18 protein-coding genes are annotated in these 19,352 nt (G+C 60.6%); 12 read left to right on the top strand and 6 right to left on the bottom strand.

From position 1 onward, the window contains the following. Positions 1-17: 17 nt before the first annotated feature. The 5 genes from HUU46_21535 (at position 18) to HUU46_21515 (ending at position 6,161) form a co-directional block, all read left to right on the top strand. On the top strand, positions 18-1,418 hold the full coding sequence (locus HUU46_21535; GenBank protein NUM56230.1) for a PHP domain-containing protein: 1,401 nt from the start codon (positions 18-20) through the stop codon (positions 1,416-1,418). A 142-nt stretch (positions 1,419-1,560) separates the two neighbouring features. Next, positions 1,561-2,277, top strand: coding sequence for a hypothetical protein (locus HUU46_21530; GenBank protein ID NUM56229.1), 717 nt, complete (start codon positions 1,561-1,563; stop codon positions 2,275-2,277). Position 2,278: 1 nt separating this feature from the next. Then, a complete protein-coding gene (locus tag HUU46_21525; GenBank protein ID NUM56228.1) occupies positions 2,279-3,052 on the top strand; it encodes a polysaccharide deacetylase family protein in 774 nt (257 codons plus the stop codon). Beyond that, positions 3,049-4,701, top strand: a complete 1,653-nt coding sequence (locus HUU46_21520; GenBank protein ID NUM56227.1) for a hypothetical protein — start codon at positions 3,049-3,051, stop codon at positions 4,699-4,701. The genes HUU46_21525 and HUU46_21520 overlap by 4 nt, the downstream gene beginning before the upstream one ends. Further along, positions 4,698-6,161, top strand: a complete 1,464-nt coding sequence (locus HUU46_21515; GenBank protein NUM56226.1) for a hypothetical protein — start codon at positions 4,698-4,700, stop codon at positions 6,159-6,161. Before HUU46_21520 ends, HUU46_21515 begins: the two co-directional genes overlap by 4 nt. 7 nt (positions 6,162-6,168) lie before the next feature. Here HUU46_21515 and HUU46_21510 read toward each other — a convergent pair whose 3' ends face one another. The 4 genes from HUU46_21510 to HUU46_21495 form a co-directional block, all read right to left on the bottom strand. After that, entirely contained in the window at positions 6,169-6,894 is a 726-nt protein-coding gene (locus tag HUU46_21510; GenBank protein ID NUM56225.1) for a HAMP domain-containing histidine kinase, read from the bottom strand. A 22-nt stretch (positions 6,895-6,916) separates the two neighbouring features. Further along, on the bottom strand, positions 6,917-8,161 hold the full coding sequence (gene icd, locus HUU46_21505) for an NADP-dependent isocitrate dehydrogenase (GenBank protein NUM56224.1): 1,245 nt from the start codon (positions 8,159-8,161) through the stop codon (positions 6,917-6,919). A 62-nt stretch (positions 8,162-8,223) separates the two neighbouring features. Next, a complete protein-coding gene (locus HUU46_21500; GenBank protein ID NUM56223.1) occupies positions 8,224-9,801 on the bottom strand; it encodes a phosphoglycerate dehydrogenase in 1,578 nt (525 codons plus the stop codon). Positions 9,802-9,964: 163 nt separating this feature from the next. Beyond that, positions 9,965-11,272 carry an HDOD domain-containing protein gene (locus HUU46_21495; protein ID NUM56222.1) on the bottom strand — a complete coding sequence of 436 codons (1,308 nt, stop codon included), beginning with the start codon at positions 11,270-11,272 and terminating at the stop codon, positions 9,965-9,967. A gap of 577 nt (positions 11,273-11,849) precedes the next feature. On the opposite strand from HUU46_21495, the gene ffh reads away from it, so the two are divergent. From ffh to HUU46_21460, 7 genes are all read left to right on the top strand, one after another. Further along, positions 11,850-13,196 (top strand): signal recognition particle protein, encoded by a 1,347-nt coding sequence (gene ffh, locus HUU46_21490; protein ID NUM56221.1) that lies wholly within the window; start codon positions 11,850-11,852, stop codon positions 13,194-13,196. A gap of 107 nt (positions 13,197-13,303) precedes the next feature. Further along, a complete protein-coding gene (rpsP, locus tag HUU46_21485; protein ID NUM56220.1) occupies positions 13,304-13,576 on the top strand; it encodes a 30S ribosomal protein S16 in 273 nt (90 codons plus the stop codon). 124 nt (positions 13,577-13,700) lie between these two features. Beyond that, complete coding sequence (locus HUU46_21480; protein ID NUM56219.1) at positions 13,701-13,943, top strand: KH domain-containing protein; 243 nt, start codon at positions 13,701-13,703, stop codon at positions 13,941-13,943. Positions 13,944-13,949: 6 nt separating this feature from the next. Continuing rightward, a complete protein-coding gene (locus HUU46_21475) occupies positions 13,950-14,477 on the top strand; it encodes a hypothetical protein (protein NUM56218.1) in 528 nt (175 codons plus the stop codon). After that, complete coding sequence (gene trmD, locus HUU46_21470; protein ID NUM56217.1) at positions 14,467-15,192, top strand: tRNA (guanosine(37)-N1)-methyltransferase TrmD; 726 nt, start codon at positions 14,467-14,469, stop codon at positions 15,190-15,192. Before HUU46_21475 ends, trmD begins: the two co-directional genes overlap by 11 nt. Before the next feature lie 140 nt (positions 15,193-15,332). Further along, positions 15,333-15,716 (top strand): 50S ribosomal protein L19, encoded by a 384-nt coding sequence (gene rplS / locus HUU46_21465; protein ID NUM56216.1) that lies wholly within the window; start codon positions 15,333-15,335, stop codon positions 15,714-15,716. 301 nt (positions 15,717-16,017) lie between these two features. After that, positions 16,018-16,542 carry a hypothetical protein gene (locus HUU46_21460; GenBank protein NUM56215.1) on the top strand — a complete coding sequence of 175 codons (525 nt, stop codon included), beginning with the start codon at positions 16,018-16,020 and terminating at the stop codon, positions 16,540-16,542. 63 nt (positions 16,543-16,605) lie between these two features. Here HUU46_21460 and HUU46_21455 read toward each other — a convergent pair whose 3' ends face one another. Together HUU46_21455 and HUU46_21450 are read right to left on the bottom strand one after the other, a co-directional pair. Then, the gene (locus HUU46_21455; GenBank protein NUM56214.1) at positions 16,606-18,174 is read right to left on the bottom strand and encodes a hypothetical protein; all 1,569 of its coding nucleotides are present in this window, start codon (positions 18,172-18,174) and stop codon (positions 16,606-16,608) included. 9 nt (positions 18,175-18,183) lie between these two features. Next, positions 18,184-19,194, bottom strand: a complete 1,011-nt coding sequence (locus tag HUU46_21450; protein NUM56213.1) for a 3'(2'),5'-bisphosphate nucleotidase — start codon at positions 19,192-19,194, stop codon at positions 18,184-18,186. Positions 19,195-19,352 lie beyond the last annotated feature (158 nt).

The following is a 19,352-nucleotide window of genomic DNA, read 5'->3' as shown; positions in this document are numbered from 1 at the left end:
CGAAGGAGTAGTGAACCGTGGTGGAAACAGTGGAGAACAAGAAAACTTCCTGGCTTCGACTCATCCTGCGGTGGGCCATTCAATTTGTAGCTGTCGTTGTTGTGCTGGGCGCCATCGTGCTTGCGATTGTGTGCAGGGGCGCGCTCTACAACCGCTTTGTCGTGTTCCCGAAGCAGGCCGCCGCATGGGAAGCAATCCGCGCCGCGCGGCAAGAGGTGATACTCGACGATGGCTGGACGGAATACCGCGGCGTGTGTCACAGCCACTCGGAATTGTCCCACGACAGCGAGATGAAGTTTCCCGACATCCTGCGCGCGGCGAAAATTGCGGATATCAGCTTCATCTGCATGACTGACCACGCGCGCGAGGGCAAGGCAGATTACTCATGGGGTTGGAAGGGCCTTCACGAGAACGTGTTGTTTGTGCGCGGGTTCGAGTTGGGCCACGGCTTTATGCCGTGGGGACTTCCCGACGACACCGTATTCTCGACGGACGCGGACCTGTTTTCCATGGCGGAGGAGATCGCCGCGAAGGGCGGCGTGTTGTTCTTCGCGCACTCGGAAGAAGAACGCGAATGGGAGTTGCCACAACTGACCGGTATGGAGATTTACAACCTCCATACGGATGTAAAGGACGAAGGCGAGGTGGATCGGTTCTTGAAGACTATCGCGCCCGACCTTCTCCTCTCGTTGAACAAGTACCCCGACCAGACCTTTCGCCTGCTCTTCGACCGGCAAACGGACATCTTGAAACATTGGGACGATCTCAACGCCAAGCGCAAAATCGTCGGCATCGCCGCGAGCGACGCGCACCAGAACTCGGGAATTCAAGGGTTCTATACCGAGGACGGGAAACTGCAAATTCGCGACACGGGCCCTGACAAGGGACAAGGCGGCGGGATTTCGCTGAACTTTTTTACGCGGGGACTATTGCGCCTGTTTTTCGGCCCGCTCGAACCCGGACGGCGCCTGTTCCGCATCGAAATGGACAAGTACGACCGCAGCCTGCGCTTCGTGAACACGCACATCCTCGCGAATGAACTGACGGAGGCCGGCGTGCTCGACGCGTTGCGCGCGGGCCGCGTCTTCATCGCGTTCGACATGCTCGCCGATGCGCGCGGGTTCACGTTCCTCGCGGAAAGTAGCGGCGCGAAGGCCGTCATGGGCGAAGAGATACCGGTCGCAAACGGTCTCACGCTGCGCGCGGCGTCGCCCGTGCCCTGTCGCTTTACCCTGGTCCACAACGGAAATACGGTCGAACAAAAGGAGGGGCGCACGTACGAATTCGCGGTGACGGAGCCGGGCAACTACCGCGTCGAAGCGGAATTGTCCATCGTCGGCGAATGGACACCGTGGGCGTATACAAACCCAATCCGCGTCACGCCGCAATTGCTGGCAACCCCAACGGTGGCGTCGTAGCGGCATCCGTTCTCAATCGCGGTCTTAACAACTTAGATTTTTGCCGCGTTCTTCGGGTAGTATGATGCTCCAGAGGCGCATGTGCGGTGCGCCTTTCCAGGTACGGTGCGATTCGCGGGGTAGTTCGAAGGAGCGGTGTGCCATGCCGTCTGCGGCGCATTCGATCGATCAATTCGTCCGCTTTATGGTTCTGCGCTATTTGCCCGCGTTCCTCGCGATCCTGTTGCTCATCCTCTTCGGCGCAGCCGCGAAACTCCCGGCGCCGGACCGCTGGGAAGCGACAATCAAGAAGTTCGAAGAAGCGGACAAGCAGCAAGCCCCGCCGCAAAACGCAACCGTGTTCGTCGGGAGCTCGAGCATCGCACTCTGGGACGTACAAGAGTCCTTTCCCGAACTCACCCTGATCAAGCGGGGCTTTGGCGGCTCGATCTTTCGCGAAGCCGCGCAGTACGCCGATCGCATCGTGATTCCATACAAGCCTAAGTCGGTCGTCGTCTACGAAGGCGACAATGATTTGGATATTGGGCTGACCTCGGACGAGGTGTTCGCGGATTTCAAGGCGTTTGTCGCCAAGATCCACGGCGCACTTCCGGACACAAAGATCGTCGTGCTTTCGATCAAGCCGAGCATCAAGCGGTGGGAGCAGTTCGGCGAGCAAAAGAAGACCAACGCACTAATCGAGGAATTTGCCAATGCGAACAAGAACCTCCTGTTCGTAGACGTTGCGTCGCCCTTATTGGGCGCAGACGGCAAGCCACGCGCCGACCTGCTGAAATCCGACGGTCTGCACCTCAACGAGGAAGGCTACAAAATCTGGACGTCGATACTCACGCCGATCCTCATGGAAAAGACCGGCTGACGTGCCCACCGTACCGCCTTCCAGTTCGTTCGCGTGGCCTCACGGAAAACAGTGCGCGGTTAGCCTGAGCTTCGATGACGGCAGGCCAACGCAACTCGATCGGGGCGTCGCAATCCTCGACGCGCACGGCGTACCGGCGACCTTCTATCTTACTCCGCCGTGGATGGATCAGCGTGCGAGCGAGTGGCGCGATGTGGCGCAGTCCGGCCACGAGATCGGCAACCACACCATGACGCACCCGTGTACGGGTAACCTTGAGTTCACGCGCGAAAACCCGATCGAAGACTACACGCTCGAACGCATGGACGCGGAACTCGCCCGGGCAAACGCGGTCATTGCAGAGTTGGTCGGGGTGACGCCAACCACATTTGCGTATCCCTGCGGCGGGACCTTTCTCGGGCGCGGCGAACAGGCCGCCAGCTACGTCCCGCTTGTCGCGAAACGGTTTCTCGCGGGCCGCGGATACTGGGAGCCGTATCCGAATGCGCCGGGCCTCTGCGATCTCGCGCACTTGCTCGGGTGTAGTTTTGACGCGCTCACGTTCGACCAGACGAAGAAATTGATCGAACGCACAATCAACGAAGCAGGCTGGCTCATTCTCGTCGGTCATAACATCTGTGCGAACGACTGGCAGGGCGTGGACCCCGAAGTGCTGTCGCGGATTTGTCAATATCTGGGCGGAAACGACGCGGTCTGGGTGGATACAATCGCCGCGGTTGCACAGTACGTGCGCGACGCGCGTACGGACGCGTCGCGGGCTGTTACACGCGCATGAGCGGGAAACGTTCATGCCGCGCCGCAATAGATCGGCGTACGTTTCTCCGATCCAGCGCCGCCGTGATCATTGGCGCTCCGGCTCTCGCCGCCGTTCCGCGCCGGGTACGCGACATAGGCAGCGAACCGCAGCTTTTTCTCGACGACTGGCTTATCGAATCCGTTGACGGCGTTCGCCGCACGCTCCATTCGCCCGATAAACGTGGACTCCTGAAGGAGGAAGACGGCCGCGATTGGGAGCGCGGAGACGTGTACCACGGCAACATCGTGTGCCGCGACAACGCGGGCAAGTTCCATATGACCTATCGCTATTGGTGGTGGGACCCGAGCGTACGCGATCTCGACCCCAACATCGGCGTTGATCGCGCCCATTGGTTCCGCGAATGTGTCGCGTACGCCCGCAGCGACGACGGAATCCACTGGCATAAGCCGGAATTGGGTCTGCTGGACGGACCGGACGGATTCAGCCGCATCGACGCGTTTCCGTTCGAGCAACCCACCGGCATGTCGCGCGCAAACAATCTCGGGTGCCCCATTGACTTCATCACGGACTTGAACGCCCACGGCAACGTCGCCGACCCGGCGCGGCGGTTCCTGCTGCGCGTAGCCAAACGGGCGGACACGCACCCTTTCGCGAAAGAACTCGAGTCCCACATGTACTACGCAAGCGATTGGCCGGACTTCGCGAACGATCCGGGCTGGTTATCGAAACTCACGCCCATTCCCGACGCTACCCTTTCTCCCCGCGGGTTCCGCGTCATCACCGGCCACGATGCCGGCGAATGGTTTATGGTCGCGCAAGATTCGCTCGGCAATTGGGTGGGCCGCGGCGGCCGCGAAATCGGCCGGTACGCCTCGCCCGACTTAAAGCAGTGGACCGGCCCCGATCGCGTCCTCGCAGTTCCAGACGATGAGCCGCGCGAGCCGGCCGATTGGGTCGAGTATATGGATATGTCGGCCTATCGCGTCGGCGGCCCCAAAACCGGTTTCTGGCTGGGGCTGCTGTGTGTTTTCCATTCGGACCGCACCAACGACCAATATCGAATGCCTACGAACCTGAAGGTCTGGCGCAAAGGGTTGACCGAATGCCGCCTGATGATGAGCCGCGACGCAGGCAAGTCGTGGCAGCGCGTTGGCGAAAAACAGGTCTGGCTTCCGCATCATGTCGAGGAAAACGGTTACGACCGCCTCGTCTTCGCGCGCTGCCCCACGCGTGTGGGCGATGAACAGTGGTTCTACTACGCGTGTTGGGACGGCGACCACCTTGTATTCAACGCCGACGGCACGACCTACTACAAGGACCGAATGCGCACGAGCCGCACCGCGCTCGCCGTACTTCGCCACAACGGCTATATCAGCTTCAACGCCGAAGACCAAGGCATCGTTTCGACGGTGCCGCTAACGTTTGACGGGGCCAACCTCGTGTTGAACGCGTCCCCCCGAGGGTCCGTGCGTGTGGCCGTGTGTGACGCCGAAGATAGGCCGTTGCACGGACTCTCCGAGAGCGACTGCATACCCGTAACGACGGACGGTATATCGGTCCCGGTCCGATGGAACTCGGGCGCAACGCTATCTTCGCTCCGCGGCGGGCCCGTTCGTCTGAAATTCTATCTCGACCGCGCGTCGCTATACGGATTTCAGTTCGCATGATCGCGAAAAGGGCGATACTTCTTGCCGTATGCGCGATGCGGGCTGCATTTGCGCATGACGAATCAATCGCGGACTTTCGCAGCGTCAACGGCAAATCGCCCTTCGTGTATCTGGGCGAGATATTTCGAGGGACGGGCAATGCGGCCGACTTCGACGTCAGCGTCGAGAATGGGTATTACGTCCACGAGAAAGGATCGCCCGATCACTACCTGTTCTTCACGGGCCGCAATCTGGCCCAGGACCCCGTCTGGTATCTCGTGGGATACGCGAAATCGGACAACGCCTTCGGCCCGTACAAGACCGTGCGGCGCTTGACCGAACTCGAAGCGAATGGCGTCAAGAGCCTCTCCAATGTTTGCGTTATCAAGCACAATGCGGCGTGGAAAATCTTTCACGATTCCGTCCTCGGTTACATCGGCGCCACACCCGCTTTGATTCGGTACGCGGAGACACGGGACCTCGACAGCGAATGGACGCCGCGCGGCGTCGCGCTCGGGACCGGCGCGAAAGGCCGCTTCGACGACAATTATCTGATCGATACCCGGGTGGTCCACGACGGCTCACGGTGGCGGCACTACTATACGTCTCCGCGAAACGTGTTCGATACGACGCGCGCGCAAGGTTGCGCCGTTTCGGACGATCTCGCCGATTGGCGCAGGATATCGGAGGACCCAATCCTGGACAGCGACATCGAGGGCCTCGCCATCTTTCCATACGGCGGCCGTTGGATTCTGATGGGGTGCGGACCTTCGTACACCCCGGGACCGGTCCCGTTTCGCACGAAAATATATGAAAGCCCCGACGGCCTCACGGACTGGCGCCTCGTAAGCACGGGCGAAGACTTCGATTGTTCGAACTTGTGGCCCGGTACGTTCAACTTCAATCGAGACGAAAACGGCTTGCCCTTCGTCATCGTGTCGCAGACCGGCCGCGACAAGCTCGATCCGCAACCGATGCTGCTCGCGATGCTCGCCACGGTCCCCGAACCCGGCGCGGAATTGCTCGTCGCAAAAGCATCGTTCCACTCGAAGTCGAAGGAAATGGCTGACGCCGCGGAGATTGCGCATACGTTCGCCGACGGCCGAATCCGGTTCTGGGTGCGAATGCGCGACGTGCGCGAGGCCGGTGCAGCCTGCGTGTATGTACGCCGTCCCGCGCTCCAGGACAAACGCGGCGGCGCGCGCGGCTATCGCTTCGAAATCGATGCGGAGAAGATTCTCATCGCGTCAGAAGTTGATGCGCTCGCTTCAACAAAGGTTGCTTCGCCAAAAGATGCGTGGATTGCCTGCGAGATTCTGTGCGCGGGCTACGCCCTCGCATTTCGCACGTACGACGCAACGTTCCGGAAGGCAATCGCCGAGGCCACTGTGTCGTGCGGCGATTTCGCGTCGGGGTCCGTCGCTATTGGTACTCGCAACGCCGACGCTGAATTCGCGCGGGTCGAGATTTTCCCGCAATAGATTCAAACTACGTCGCGTACGCAGTTTTGGTCGGTAACGAAATAACGAACCCCGTCTCGGGCGAATACGCAAGTGTGCCGCCGTGCTCTTCAATGGTGGCGCGTGCCAGCGCGAGGCCCAGGCCGAGATGGTCGATGCCCTTCGTGGTGTAAAACGCGTCGAACATGGCCGCGCGCACGTTCTCGTCAATCGGCCCGGCGCTGTCCGCAAAGACGATTTCGACGCCCCCGTCCTTTCTGCAAACCGACACGGCCAATTTCTTGCGTTCGCGCCCATCGAGCGCTTCGATCGCGTTCGATACCAAATACATCGTCGCAAGCTGGAGGCGCGGCAGGTTGATTGAAATCAGGGGCAGGCTTGCGTCGTAGCGGGTCTCCAGTGCGACGTTCGCGACCCGCAAATCGTAGCGGCGCAAATCAAGCACCCGCTCCGCCAACTGCGCCGGGTCCATGATGCGCACGTCCGGTTTCTCTTTGCGCGCCACGTCCGTTAGGCTCGCAACAAGCGCGCTGGACTTGCGCACGGCGTTCACCACTTCGCCCAGCATTCGTTTGGTGTCCGGCGTAACGCCCGCGTCCATGCCGGCAAGCTCGGCGTACGCCATGATCGCGCCGAGATAGTTGTTGAGGTCGTGGGTGACGCTGCTGACGCTGCGGCCGACCTGCGCGTGACGAAATACGCGCTGCAAACGCTCGCGCGCGTCGTCCGAGGTTAAGTCAATCCGGCCGCTCATTCGCAGGATTTCGCCGCAACCACTACGACGCGCTCAGGTTGCCGATCAACGCCTGGCCAAACTCGCTGCATTTCAGTTCCGTCGCGTGCTCCATAAGTCGCGCAAAGTCGTACGTAACCTTCTTTTGGCCGATGGTCTTCACCATGGCGTTCGTGATCGCGTCGGAAACTTCGCTCCAACCCATGTGCTCGAACATCATCACGCCGGAGAGAATTACACTGCTCGGGTTGACCTTGTCGAGGTTGGCGTACTTCGGCGCGGTGCCGTGTGTCGCCTCGAAAATCGCAACGCCCGTCTCGTAGTTGATATTCGCGCCCGGGGCGATTCCGATGCCCCCGACCTGCGCGGCGAGCGCGTCGCTCATGTAGTCGCCGTTGAGGTTCATCGTGGCGACGACGTCGAACTCTGTTGGCCGTGTCAACACCTGCTGGAGGAAGATGTCCGCGATCGTGTCCTTCACGAGGATTTTGTCGCCCGGTTTTCCGCCGCAATCGTCCCAGCCGACGGCAACGTCCGAGAACTCTTCGCGCACGAGGTCGTAACCCCACTTCCGGAACGCGCCCTCCGTGTACTTCATGATATTGCCCTTGTGCACAAGGGTGACGCTCTTGCGCTTGTGCTCGACGGCGTAGTTCAGTGCGGCGCGAATAAGTCGCTTCGAACCGTGTACGCTGACCGGCTTGATTCCAATACCGGAATCGGAGCGAATGTTCCACCCGTATTCTTTCTCCAGGAATGCGATCAGCTTAAGCGCACCTTCGCCGCCGGATTCGAGCTCGTACCCCGCGTAGACGTCCTCGGTGTTCTCGCGGAATATCACCATGTCCACGCGGTGCGGTTCGCGCACGGGGCTGGGCACGCCGTCGAAGTAACGCACCGGCCGCACGCACGCAAACAGGTCAAGCTTCTGGCGCAGCGTCACGTTCAGGCTGCGGAACCCGCCGCCAATCGGCGTGGTGAGCGGGCCCTTGATGGCAACGTTGAAGTGTTCGATCGCCTCGAGCGTTTCCTCGGGCAAGTATGTATCGCAAACGTTCTGTGCCTTCTCGCCCGCGTAAATCTCCATCCACGCGACAGAACGCTTTCCGCCGTAGCAGAACTTTACGGCCGCGTCAAACACCGCCTGCGATGCGCGCCAGATGTCCGGGCCGGTACCGTCGCCCTCGATAAACGCGACAATCGGCTTGTCCGGGGCCTTGAGCTTGCCATGCGAATTCATCGAGATGCGCTCGCCCGCGGGCACTTTTATGAACTTGTAGTTGGACATGGTCTCCCTCTTACACGGCGACTCGCGCCGTTCCACTGCATACGTCGTAATCGTCGGACAGTCTATACCGTAACAAGCCGCGCTTCGACTACGTGCGGCACCTTCCGCAACGTATCGAGAACGGACCGGTCCATCGTTCCATCGATGTTGATGACGGTTGTCGCATGGCCGCCCGCGGACTGACGCCCGAGCGCGAGATTCGCGATGTTCACGCCCGCTTCGCCGAGCGTCAGCGCAATTCGACCCAACACCATCGGCTTGTCTTCGTTGGTGCACACGACCATGCCGGAGACAAGCTCGACGTCCAGGCGCGTGCCGTCGATACCGCAGATGCGCGGTTCTTTGCCATTGAACAGCGTGCCCGCAATCTCATGCGATTCCTTGTCCGTTACGGCCTTCACGCGAATCTGAAACGCGTAGTTCGGGTGCGCCGCGCTGCGTGTCTCGCTGAACTCGATGCCGTACTCTTTCAGCAAATGCGGCGCGCTCACCGCGTTCACAGTCTCGACCAGCGGCGCGAGGAACCCCGTTAGAATCGCCGCGGTAATCGGGTACGTATCCGTAACAACCAATTCGCCGTCATACGCAATTTGCAGCGCCGTCGGCCGCCCTTCCATGTATTGCGATACGAACTTGCCGAGACGCTCCGCCAACACCAGTGACGGCTGGAGTTGCTTCGCCGTTTCGGCGTCCATGCTCGGCACGTTCACCGCGTTTACAACCGCCCCGGTTGTCAAGTAATCCACGATCTGCTTTGCGATATCGACGGATACGGTCAACTGCGCCTCGTCTGTCGACGCGGCGAGGTGCGGCGTCGTCACGACGTTGTCGATCCCAAGGAACGGATTGTTCTCGAGAGGCTCGCTGGTGTATACGTCGAGCGCCGCGCCGGCAATTCTTTTCTCGCGCAGCGCGCTTGCCAGGTCCTGTTCGTTCACAATGCCGCCGCGCGCGCAATTAATGATGCGGCAGGTCGGCTTCATCCGCGCAATCTGTTCCGCGCGGATCAGGTTGTTCGTCTTCTCCGATTTCGGCGCGTGAATCGTGATGAAATCGGACCGCTCGATGATCTCGTCGAGCGTCACCAGTTCGACGCCAAGCGCCTCGGCCTTGAGTTTGGTAAGTATCGGGTCGAACACGAGCACCTTCATCTCGAAGGCCTGCGCGCGCTTCGCGACCGCCCCGCCAATGCGGCCCGCGCCAACGATCCCCAATGTCTTTCCGGCGAGTTCCGTGCCGTTGAACTTCTTCCGGTCCCACCGGCCCTCCATCATCGATTGGTGCGCCGCCGGCACGTTGCGGCACAGCGCAAACAGCAGCGCGAACGTATGCTCGCACGTCGAGATCGTGTTGCCGCCGGGCACGTTCATGACCACGATGCCGCGCTTCGTCGCGGCTTCCTTGTCCACGTTGTCCGTGCCCGCGCCCGCGCGCCCGATCACCTTCAACCTGCCCGCCTTCTCAATCGCTTCCGCAGTCACCTTCGTGGCGCTGCGGACTATGAGGCCGTCGTATTCGCCGAGAATCGCCGATAACTCGGCCGGCTTCTGGGCGGGCTTAACGTCTACGTCAAAACCGGCGCCGCGAAGGATGGTTATCCCCTCTTCGCTAACGCCATCGAGTGCAAGTATGCGTGGCATGACTTCATTCCTTCCGAGGACCGCGTGAAAGGCGAGGAAAGCCCCCCAAAACCCGTGGCTGGAAACGACCCGTTAGTCGCGATCCTGTCAGTGCGTACTAAACATGGAAGGCTAGCAGGCGAATCGCCGGAAAGTCAAATTTTGGGCGGGTTTTGCGGCAGTTCTAGGCTGCGCTTGCACCGCCGCCGCGCAGATGGCTCAGTTCCGTAATCACACGCACGCAGGCGCTGAATTCGAGGCCCGCGCGCTGAAGCAGCTCGAGGCAATCGCGAAACGTGGCGCGGCCATCGTCAATCGTCGAACCCGCCAAATCGGCGAGCCGATGCGCGGCGCCTACCGCGGCGGCAAGTTCTTTCGCGCGCGTGGCGCGCTTCGGCTCATGGTGAAATAGAATCGTTTCCGTAATGTCCGCCGGAAGGCCCCACCGCTCCGCCAGCATGTACCCCGCCTCGGGATGGCTGATGCCCAGATAGCGCTGCTCCGCCGCGATCAGGTCGATGCCCTTCAACTCCGGATCGATCTTCTTGTAGTGGTTCGGCGCGACCATCGCAAGCGCGAGCCGGCCGATGTCGCACAGAAGTCCCGCGACGCCGCTCGCTGCAACGTGGCCATGGCCCATCGCCTCCATGATCCGCTCCGTCGCGCGCGCGGTGAAGACCGCGTCCATACGGTATGCCTCGACGTTCAGGCCGCCGCCGGCGTCGTCGAACCACACATCCGATGATTCCGCGATTCGGAACACCTCGCGCGGACCCAACAGCCGAACGGCTAGGTCAAGTGTATCGACGCGGCCCTTGAACCCAAACGTGTCCCCGTTCGCCGTGCCGATAATCTTTGCCGCAAGCGACGGATCCTGTCCAATAACGTCAACCAAGGTCCGCGGCGTCGCGTGCGGATCGCGAAGGGCGTCTCGCAACGACTCGGTCGTCCGTGGCATGCGCCCGAGCGACTCCGTCCGCCGCACCAGTCCAACCACGCTCGCTGCAAGGAACTGGCGCTCGAGCCACAACAAATTGTCGTCTTCCGTTGGCGCGGTTTCGATCGCTTCCGCATACTGCCCGTTGGGATAGTGGCGCTTGATGCTGTACCACAGCGCCTCCGGCGTACACATCACCGGCCGCGCCTTGAGACCCGTGTGGTTCTCGACCTCGTAGAGGGCCTTGGTGTTCAGCGGACACACCATCGCCACCGTGAGCACGGGGCCAAGCCGCTCGACGGGCAACAACTCGTGCTCGACGACCATCTCCCGTGGAACGAGGTTGATGCATTCTTCCTTGACGTCATAGTTCAGTAGATCAATAATCCCAACCCCGGCCTCGCGCGCGACGAGGCGTATGAACGTTTGAAGGTCCAGGTACCCCAAGGCGATGAGGGTCTTCGCGATCTTCCCCCCATGGCGCACCTGCGCGGCCAAGGCATCGTCCAACTGCTTCCGCGTGATGGCGCCGGAGTCTACCAGCAGTTCGCCCATCCGCATGGACTTCCGGGCCGCGTTCGGTTCAGCGTCCCTCTCAGGCTCGTGAACGAAGTCAAAAGGTATATGTGTACTATATTTAGTGGCAGATAAACTCATAACACCAGTATATAGTACCTGCTGGGGGCTGTCAACATTACACGACCCCCAAGTGCGCAGAATTAGTCAATAATTTACTTGACTTTACCGGCGCGTGCGCATATAATACTGAATAAATAGACAGTATTAATACCCCGGAGTGATCGAACCATGAACTCCAACTTCCTATTCGATGTCGATGCCTACTCTAAGCGGCCCCGACGATATGTCGTGCGCCCCACGCGCCTCTCTCGCCACCCGGACATCGAGCAGGCCCTGACCCGCTTGAAGCAGACTATCGACGCAACGCGCCGTAATACACCGCACAAGCGCCGCTCCTGCTTCTGAACGCGAGCCTCTACGCAAGGGCCCGCAATTCCACGCCAAACGTATTGAACGAGTCCGCTTCCGTGTGCTAACCTATTCGTTCTGTCAACGGGAGTGATCTGCCTGCCGGGAGCCGTCTGGGCCGACGCGGGTGTGGGTTGTTCAGGGCATGTTTGACTCGTTAAACAAAAAGCTGGAACGCGTCTTCAAGAACATTCGCGGTCAGGGAAAACTGACCGAGAAGAACATGAAGGACAGCCTCCAGGAAATCCGCGTGGCGCTGCTCGAAGCCGACGTTAACTACAAGGTCGTCAAGCAGTTCATCGCGGACGTGCAGGATCGCGCCCTGGGGCAGGAGGTGCTCGACAGCCTTCAGCCGGGACAGTTGATCGTAAAAATTGTCCACGACGAACTCGTAAACATCATGGGCGGCGCCAACGCGCCGTTGAAATTGGCGCAAACACCCCCGACAGTCATCATGATGGTCGGACTCCAGGGGCAGGGCAAAACGACCTCGGCGGGCAAGCTGGCGCTCCACCTGAAGAAGCAGGGCCGCCACCCGCTCCTGGTCGGCGCGGACGTATACCGGCCCGCGGCCATCAAGCAGTTGGAAGTGGTCGCACAGACCGCCGGCGCGGAGTTTTTCAGCCTCGGCGCGCAGGCCGACCCCGTCGACATTTGCGTCATGGCGCGGGGCGAGGCGCAAATGCGCAACTGCGACATCATCATCCTCGATACAGCGGGGCGCCTGCACGTAGACGACGAGATGATGGCGGAAGTCCGGCGAATCTCCGCGCAGATGAAGCCGCACGAAATCCTGTTCGTTGCCAATGCCATGACCGGTCAGGACGCCGTAAACTCCGCGAAGCAGTTCCACGAAAACCTGCCGCTCACCGGCGTCGTTTTGACGCAAATGGACGGCGACGCGCGCGGTGGCGCGGCAATTAGCCTGATCCATGTCACCGGCTGCCCGATTAAGTTTGTCGGCACCGGCGAAAAACTCGATGCGCTCGAGCCGTTCCACCCGGGCCGCATGGCGGATCAGATTCTCGGCATGGGCGACATCGTCTCGCTCGTCGAGAAAGCGCAGCAGGTCGTCGACAAAGAACAGGCAATCAAGTTTCAGCAAAAGGCAAAGAAGGGCGAGCTTGACCTCGAGATGTTTCTCGAACAAATGCAGCAGGTCAAGAAGATGGGCAGCATCGGCGACCTCGTGAAGAAGATCCCGGGCATGTCGAAGCTGCTGCCCGATGACGCCGAACTGCCCGAAGACGAACTGAAATACACGGAAGCGATCATCCGCTCGATGACGCGCAAAGAGCGGCGCAATCCCAAGATCATTAACGGCAGCCGGCGCCTCCGCATCGCGGACGGCAGCGGCACAACCGTGCAGGACGTGAACCGCCTTCTCAAAGATTTCGAGAAGATGAAGAAAATGATGCAGCAGATGATGAAGGGGCCGAAAGGCCGCTTCGCGGCGATGCGTGGCATGCGCCCACCGTCAATGTTTGGGTAAACAAAACAGGGTATAGGGCATAGGGTATAGGGTATAGCCGTTGGCACATGCGAGCGCGATACCCCATACCCAATACCCCATACCCGAATAACGACAGGAGACAAGAGGTGGCAACAGTAATTCGTTTGCAGCGGGGCGGGCGCACGCACGCGCCGTACTACCGCGTAGTGGTGATGGATTCGCGCAACCGTACGCGCGGGTCGATTGTCGAACAGATCGGCACGTATCACCCCTGCGCGCGCCCGGAACCGGTGTCGGAGATCGATTCCGAGAGGGCGCTGGCCTGGCTGAGCAAAGGCGCGAAACCGTCGGAAACCGTGCGCGCCGTCCTCGCGAAGAAGGGCCTCATGAAACAGGCCGCCGGGGCGAAGAAGTCGTAACGATCGCGATTGCGCTGTGCACGTATTCTCGGGCCAGGCATTCGTGCTCGTGCTCGTAATCGTGCTCGTAATCGTAATCGACTCGTCGAAGTATCGATTTCGACCGGAAGGATTACGAAACTAAATGTCAGCACAACCGAAAGAACTCGTCGAGTTCGTCGCAAAAAAACTCGTCGATCATCCCGAGGACGTCAACGTCCGCGTGATCGAAAACGACGAAGGCCAAACGATCGAACTGCGCGTGAACCCCGAAGATATGGGCAAGGTGATTGGCCGCGGCGGCAAAACCGCAAAGGCAATCCGCTCGCTGCTAATGTCCGCGTCGACGAAAGCGAACATGCGCGCGGTGCTGCAGATCGTCGAGTGAGGCGCAATGGCCGGCGCATGGAGCCGTATCGGCGTCGTCCGATCGGTGAACCCGGCCAAACGCGAATTGAGGATTGACCCGGCCCGCGCGTCTGCAAACCGCGCGGAACAGTTGAAAAGAGTGCGTGTCGCCGTCTGCGGCGGCGAAACAATGGTATGCACGGTAGATGCCGCGAAGTCCAACGGCGACGGATGGATTGTCACGCTCGGCTCAGGCGTTTCGCGCGACGCTGTGGCCAACATGAAAGGCGCAACGGTTGATACCGAAAGACGACGGACCGAGTCCGTCGCTCCCGCGGAATTGGACGCGGCGGACTGGATAGGGTTGAATGTAGTGGGCGCGGACCGTGCGCGCATCGGAGTGATTACCGGATGCATTGAAAGTCCCGCGCACGACATTCTGGAAATTGAGACGCCGGACGGGCGGCAGGTGCTGCTGCCGGCGATTGAGCAGACAGTTGAATCGATTGACCTGGAGACGCGCACAGTCACGGTAGGTGACATCGCGCCGCACGTGATCAGCGATGCGCATTGACGTCATCACGCTGTTCCCGGAACTGTTCGAGGCGCCGCTTCGCGCGAGCCTGCTCGGCAAAGCCGTCGAGAAGGGCCTGCTGACCGTGCAGTGTACGAACCCTCGCGATTTCGCGACGGACAAGCACCGCACCGTCGACGACGCGCCCTTCGGCGGCGGGCCCGGCATGGTGATGAAGTGCGAACCGCTGTTCGCGGCCGTCGAAAGCCTGCGCGGGACAAATTCGTGCGAACGCGTGATCTTGCTGTCGCCGCGAGGACGCCGCCTCACGCAGGACATCGTGCGCGAGTTGGCGCAGCAGCCGGACCTCGTCCTGGTCTGCGCGCGTTACGAGGGCGTGGACGAGCGCGTCAGCCAGGCGCTGTGTACCGACGAGATATCGATCGGTGACTACGTCCTGAGCGGCGGCGAACTGCCGGCATTGACGATCATCGAAGCCGTCAGCCGGATGGTCCCCGGCGTGGTCGGCGATTTCGAGTCCGTCGAGACCGATTCGTTTTACGACGGAATACTCGGCGCGCCGCAGTACACGCGGCCCCCCGAGTTTCGCGGCATGGAGGTGCCGGCGGTATTGCGCGAGGGCAACCACGCGGCAATCCGCCGGTGGCGCAGAATCGAGGCGCTGCGCGCGACGAAAAAAAGACGGCCGGATTTGTTGGTAAACGTGAAGGACGAAGACCGGAAACTACTAAAAGATATCGAAAACGAATACTGAGTTTTCGTGCTCGTGCTCCTGCTCGTCATCGTAATCGATGCTCGAAAATCGATTCGCGAACTACGAGTACGATGACGAGCACGAGCACGACAGAAAATATTTACCGCAACGCACTGCAATAGACAGAGAGGATATTCGCCATGACCGCCCTTGACGAACTGAAAAAGGCCCAACTCAAACCGGCCGACAAGCTGCCGAAATTTCAAATCGGCGATACCGTCCGCGTGCACTTCCGCATCGTGGAAGGTGAAAAAGAACGTGTACAGGTGTACGAAGGCGTCGTCATCGGACGCAAAGGCGGCGAAAGCGCAGAAGCCCGCTTCACCGTGCGCCGCGTCGCCTTCGGCGAAGGTGTGGAACGCGTCTTCCCGCTCCACTCGCCCCGCATCGAAAAAGTCGAAGTCACCCGCGAAGGCAGCACCCGCCGCGCGAAGCTCTACTACCTCCGCGACCGCTCCGGCAAAGCCGCCCGCGTCCGCGCGAAAGAGCGCTCGACCAAAGAAAACGCCGGCGCGCAAGCGTAACCTTTTCTATTATTCTGCGGCGGAGGGCTTGTTCCAGTGCCCTCCGCCCTTTTTTTGCTCGCTCTCGCAGGAAGCTTACATGGAGTGCGGCCGCGCGCAGACGCTGCTTTGGTTTCTTCGGTAAAGTTTGCTCGCCGGGAGCGTAATTGAGAAACCGCCGCCGTTTGATTAACATGCCGACGGCTCCGGGAGACGCCGCGCCGCGAAAGAAGGTTTCACTCCCGAACAATTCTGAGGTCTAACGGTTTTCCTTTGAGGACTGAAGCGGATCAGGTCCACTACAACGCAAAGGACAACTGTCATGCCCCGCACAATTCCGTCCCTTGACGACTGCAAACGCGACGCCGATTTCCTGTTGAAAGACGTCCGCTCGGACAACCGCGGCGTCAGCCTGCGCGCGGTCGATCGCTTCCGCCGGATAGCGCCGTTCAAAGAAATGAGTGCGGAGGAGGTCCATCGAGATCGCGAAAACATCCAGCACAAGCACGCGCTGGCGGTCATCGCGCGCGAGCGCGGATTCGTCGCGTGGAAAAACCTGAAAGACGCGGCGGACGTATTGTGGTGCCCTCCGAACACGAGCGCGTTCTGGCACAACTGGTGCAAGACCCACGAGGAAGCGCGCACCTATCTCGAAGCGAACGGCGGGTACTTGCTCACCGCGCACGGCAAATGGTTCATCGCCGAGCGCGGGTACATCGAATGGCTTGGCCTCGATCCCGACGATCCGAGATGGGCCATGATCGGATACGACGTATACGCCCCGCGTGACAGTAAGGCCTGCGAGGAATTGATTGCCATGCGAAAGGCGTCGAGCGCGGCCAAATAACATCGAATAGCCGCGCGACGCACTCGTGCGTAGCAGCGCCAACGCACTGCGTGCCGGCGCTGATTATCTGCCGAGTCGGCGCTGCAATTGGTCTTCGTAGAGTGACGAGGGTTCCAATGCAGCGCCGGTGTTTTTCCCTTCGACGTGGTCTTCGGGAGCAGTGCCGCTGGCGCGGGGATCGGCGAGGCCGGTCTGGACCGTGACACCGCGCGTGCCGACAATGTAACCGTTACCAAACGCGAAGCTTCGGATCAGACCGTTGCCGCTCGTGTTCCAGTACACGTTTTGCGTCGTGGTGTGCCCCGCTCCGGTGCTCTCGTCGCCCCGATTACCGCCGTACCAGCCGTCATCGAGAATGCACGAATCCACAAGACAAGCCATCGCGAGCGAGTGGTGATACTCGCAGTACGCCGGCAGACCAATCGGGAAATCGCGCGAAAGCACATTCGTGCTGCCCGAACTTTCGCAACGGAGGAACACACAGCCCGTCGTGCCGAATCCCCAGTTCTGAATGAAATTGTGTCGTCCATCGCGCCCAACGCAATCGCGAATCAACACTTCGTTGCTCTGCGAAATCTCGTACAGATAACCACAGCCGCCGCCGCCTCGGTTTTGCGCCTTTTGCAGCACGCAATCGGCAACCGTCACGCGCTTGGACGTCAACACGCGTACGCCGCCATTCTGCAAATGATACCCGTCCGCGCCGGGATGCGGCGAAGGGAACGAATGCACGTTGCGCATCCAGCAGTCCTTGACGTCCTCGAATTCTATCGCGTGCACCTGTAGCTGTGACCATGCGTCCTCCCATGCGACCGCGTTGGCGATGCCGAGGTCTTCGATGCCGCACTCCTCGATGTAGCCGGTCTCGATGCGAAGGCTTGCTCCGTCGCTCACTTTCGCCGGATAGCGAAGCGGCACGTCCAGCACAACCTTGTGTGTCACCGTCCCCTCGCCAAGTCCGGCGACCCGCCTGCGGAAGAAGCTCTGCCACGTACCATTGAATGCCGTCCACGTACCCGTCATGCCATGCTCGGCAATAAACGCATCGCTGATCACCCAACCTATGCTGACGTCATCGCCAATATCCGGAGACGATGCGATCGCGCACTCGACATCGATCGAGCGGTTGACGCCGTCCATGGTCAGAGGGATTTCCGCGCCGTACTGCGTAACGCCCTTGAAAACGATGTGCCCCTTGTACGCCATGCCGTCGTATGACGTGAAATACACGCGGCTCCTGTCCGGCCCTTTGCCGCGCAACACGATGTTCGAAGCGTCGACCAGCAACGCACCGTCGCATCGGTACAAACCCTCCGGAATGAGCACAACGCCGCCGCCGGCGTTCTTGGCCGCGTCAATGGCCGTCTGAATTGCCGCCGTAGAATCGGCGCCGCCAGTGTTATCGGCCCCGAAATCGACTACGTCAAATTTTGCTTTGGTATCGATCTTGGGCATTTCGGCGCCGTTGCGGTAGCCCGCGTACGAGAAATCGTGAAGGAATCGGCCCTGGCTGTCAGTAAATGCGGGCGTCCAGTTTTCGGGGTAGACCGCACTGCGCCACGCTCCTGGCGGCGGGCCGGGACACGATAACGAAACGAGCACGAGGACGAATACTGTTGCCTGGCCTCGCATGGGCGTCCGCTACACGGCCAGGTCCTGAAATACCGTCCGGATTGCGGCAAGCGCCGTGTCATGCAGATGCCCGTTCGTCGCGACGATTCCAACGTTATTCACGAGCGACCGACCCTGCGTGAAGTCCAACGGCTGACCCGTCAGATCTGACACGCGGCCGCCCGCCTCTTCGATGATCAACGAACCCGCCGCGTGGTCCCAAATCTTCTCCCGGTAATCCGGCTGCGCTTTGGTTAGAAGCCGATACAACAAATCGCCATCGCCCGCGGCCATCACCGCATACTTCGCCTGGCTGTCCATCAGCACCGGTTCGGCCCTCACGCCCAGCGTCTCCATCAATTGCGCCACGCGCCCCACGTTGGTGTGGCCCGCGTCCACCGACCGCAGCACGCGCGCTTCCTCACTCGAGAAGATTTCGGACACGTGCAGTTGCTTCGGCGCCGCGCCGTTTTCCGTTAACGGTATGGTCCACGCACCGTCTCCGCGGCGCGCGATAACAAGCGAACCGCTACCCGCCCGCTCCGGCGTTCGTCCATCCACCAGATTCGGGCAGCCCAGAACGCCGAGTTGCACTGTGCCGTCCACAATCAACGCCAACGCGACGGCGTACTGGTCCCCGCGCAGAAACCCCTTCGTCCCGTCGATGGGATCGAGCGTCCAGAAGCGCCGATCGGGTTCCGATCCCCCATGATCGATCCAAGCACAGACAGTCTCGGGAGTTGCGTACGCCATATACCGCCCGACAAAGTGGGCGACTTTCCGGAGCGTTTCCGACGCCTCCGGCTCCCGCAGATGTGCGGAGTCCTCTTCGGCCACGAGCGGATCGCCCGGAAACGCCCTCTCCAACAGGCAGCCCACCAACGCCTGCGCCGCGAAGTCCGCTACGGTTACGGGCGACTTATCGCTCTTGGTGATCGCGTGGTTCACGAGTTCCCGCTCGACGTCGCGCACCAACAGCGAAGCCTGGCGCACGGTTTCCACGGCGAACTGGACTTCCGGGTGGGTCAGGTCAATGGACATGCTTTTACTCCTGCATCGGTCAAACCAAACCCGCTATGGTACCGAATGTTGGACCGAAATCGCAGCTCTCGAAAAAACTCTCGAAAAAACGGGCCGATGCAGCAACGGTCTTTTGCGTCGCGCGAACGTATGCTATACTCCAACGCTTCGCAGTTGCC

Source organism: Candidatus Hydrogenedentota bacterium, from assembly GCA_013359265.1.
Lineage (GTDB): Bacteria > Hydrogenedentota > Hydrogenedentia > Hydrogenedentales > SLHB01 > JABWCD01.
The sequence above is the reverse complement of the archived record's forward strand: the minus strand, read 5'-3'. Positions and strand labels throughout refer to the sequence as shown.

Coding starts and splice junctions, on each gene's coding strand:
- HUU46_21530 (NUM56229.1), top strand. CDS start 1,561: ATGCCGTCTGCGGCGCATTCGATCGATCAATTCGTCCGCTTTATGGTT.
- HUU46_21520 (NUM56227.1), top strand. CDS start 3,049: ATGAGCGGGAAACGTTCATGCCGCGCCGCAATAGATCGGCGTACGTTT.
- HUU46_21515 (NUM56226.1), top strand. CDS start 4,698: ATGATCGCGAAAAGGGCGATACTTCTTGCCGTATGCGCGATGCGGGCT.
- HUU46_21510 (NUM56225.1), bottom strand. CDS start 6,894: ATGAGCGGCCGGATTGACTTAACCTCGGACGACGCGCGCGAGCGTTTG.
- icd (NUM56224.1), bottom strand. CDS start 8,161: ATGTCCAACTACAAGTTCATAAAAGTGCCCGCGGGCGAGCGCATCTCG.
- HUU46_21500 (NUM56223.1), bottom strand. CDS start 9,801: ATGCCACGCATACTTGCACTCGATGGCGTTAGCGAAGAGGGGATAACC.
- HUU46_21495 (NUM56222.1), bottom strand. CDS start 11,272: ATGGGCGAACTGCTGGTAGACTCCGGCGCCATCACGCGGAAGCAGTTG.
- ffh (NUM56221.1), top strand. CDS start 11,850: ATGTTTGACTCGTTAAACAAAAAGCTGGAACGCGTCTTCAAGAACATT.
- HUU46_21480 (NUM56219.1), top strand. CDS start 13,701: ATGTCAGCACAACCGAAAGAACTCGTCGAGTTCGTCGCAAAAAAACTC.
- HUU46_21475 (NUM56218.1), top strand. CDS start 13,950: ATGGCCGGCGCATGGAGCCGTATCGGCGTCGTCCGATCGGTGAACCCG.
- trmD (NUM56217.1), top strand. CDS start 14,467: ATGCGCATTGACGTCATCACGCTGTTCCCGGAACTGTTCGAGGCGCCG.
- rplS (NUM56216.1), top strand. CDS start 15,333: ATGACCGCCCTTGACGAACTGAAAAAGGCCCAACTCAAACCGGCCGAC.
- HUU46_21460 (NUM56215.1), top strand. CDS start 16,018: ATGCCCCGCACAATTCCGTCCCTTGACGACTGCAAACGCGACGCCGAT.
- HUU46_21455 (NUM56214.1), bottom strand. CDS start 18,174: ATGCGAGGCCAGGCAACAGTATTCGTCCTCGTGCTCGTTTCGTTATCG.
- HUU46_21450 (NUM56213.1), bottom strand. CDS start 19,194: ATGTCCATTGACCTGACCCACCCGGAAGTCCAGTTCGCCGTGGAAACC.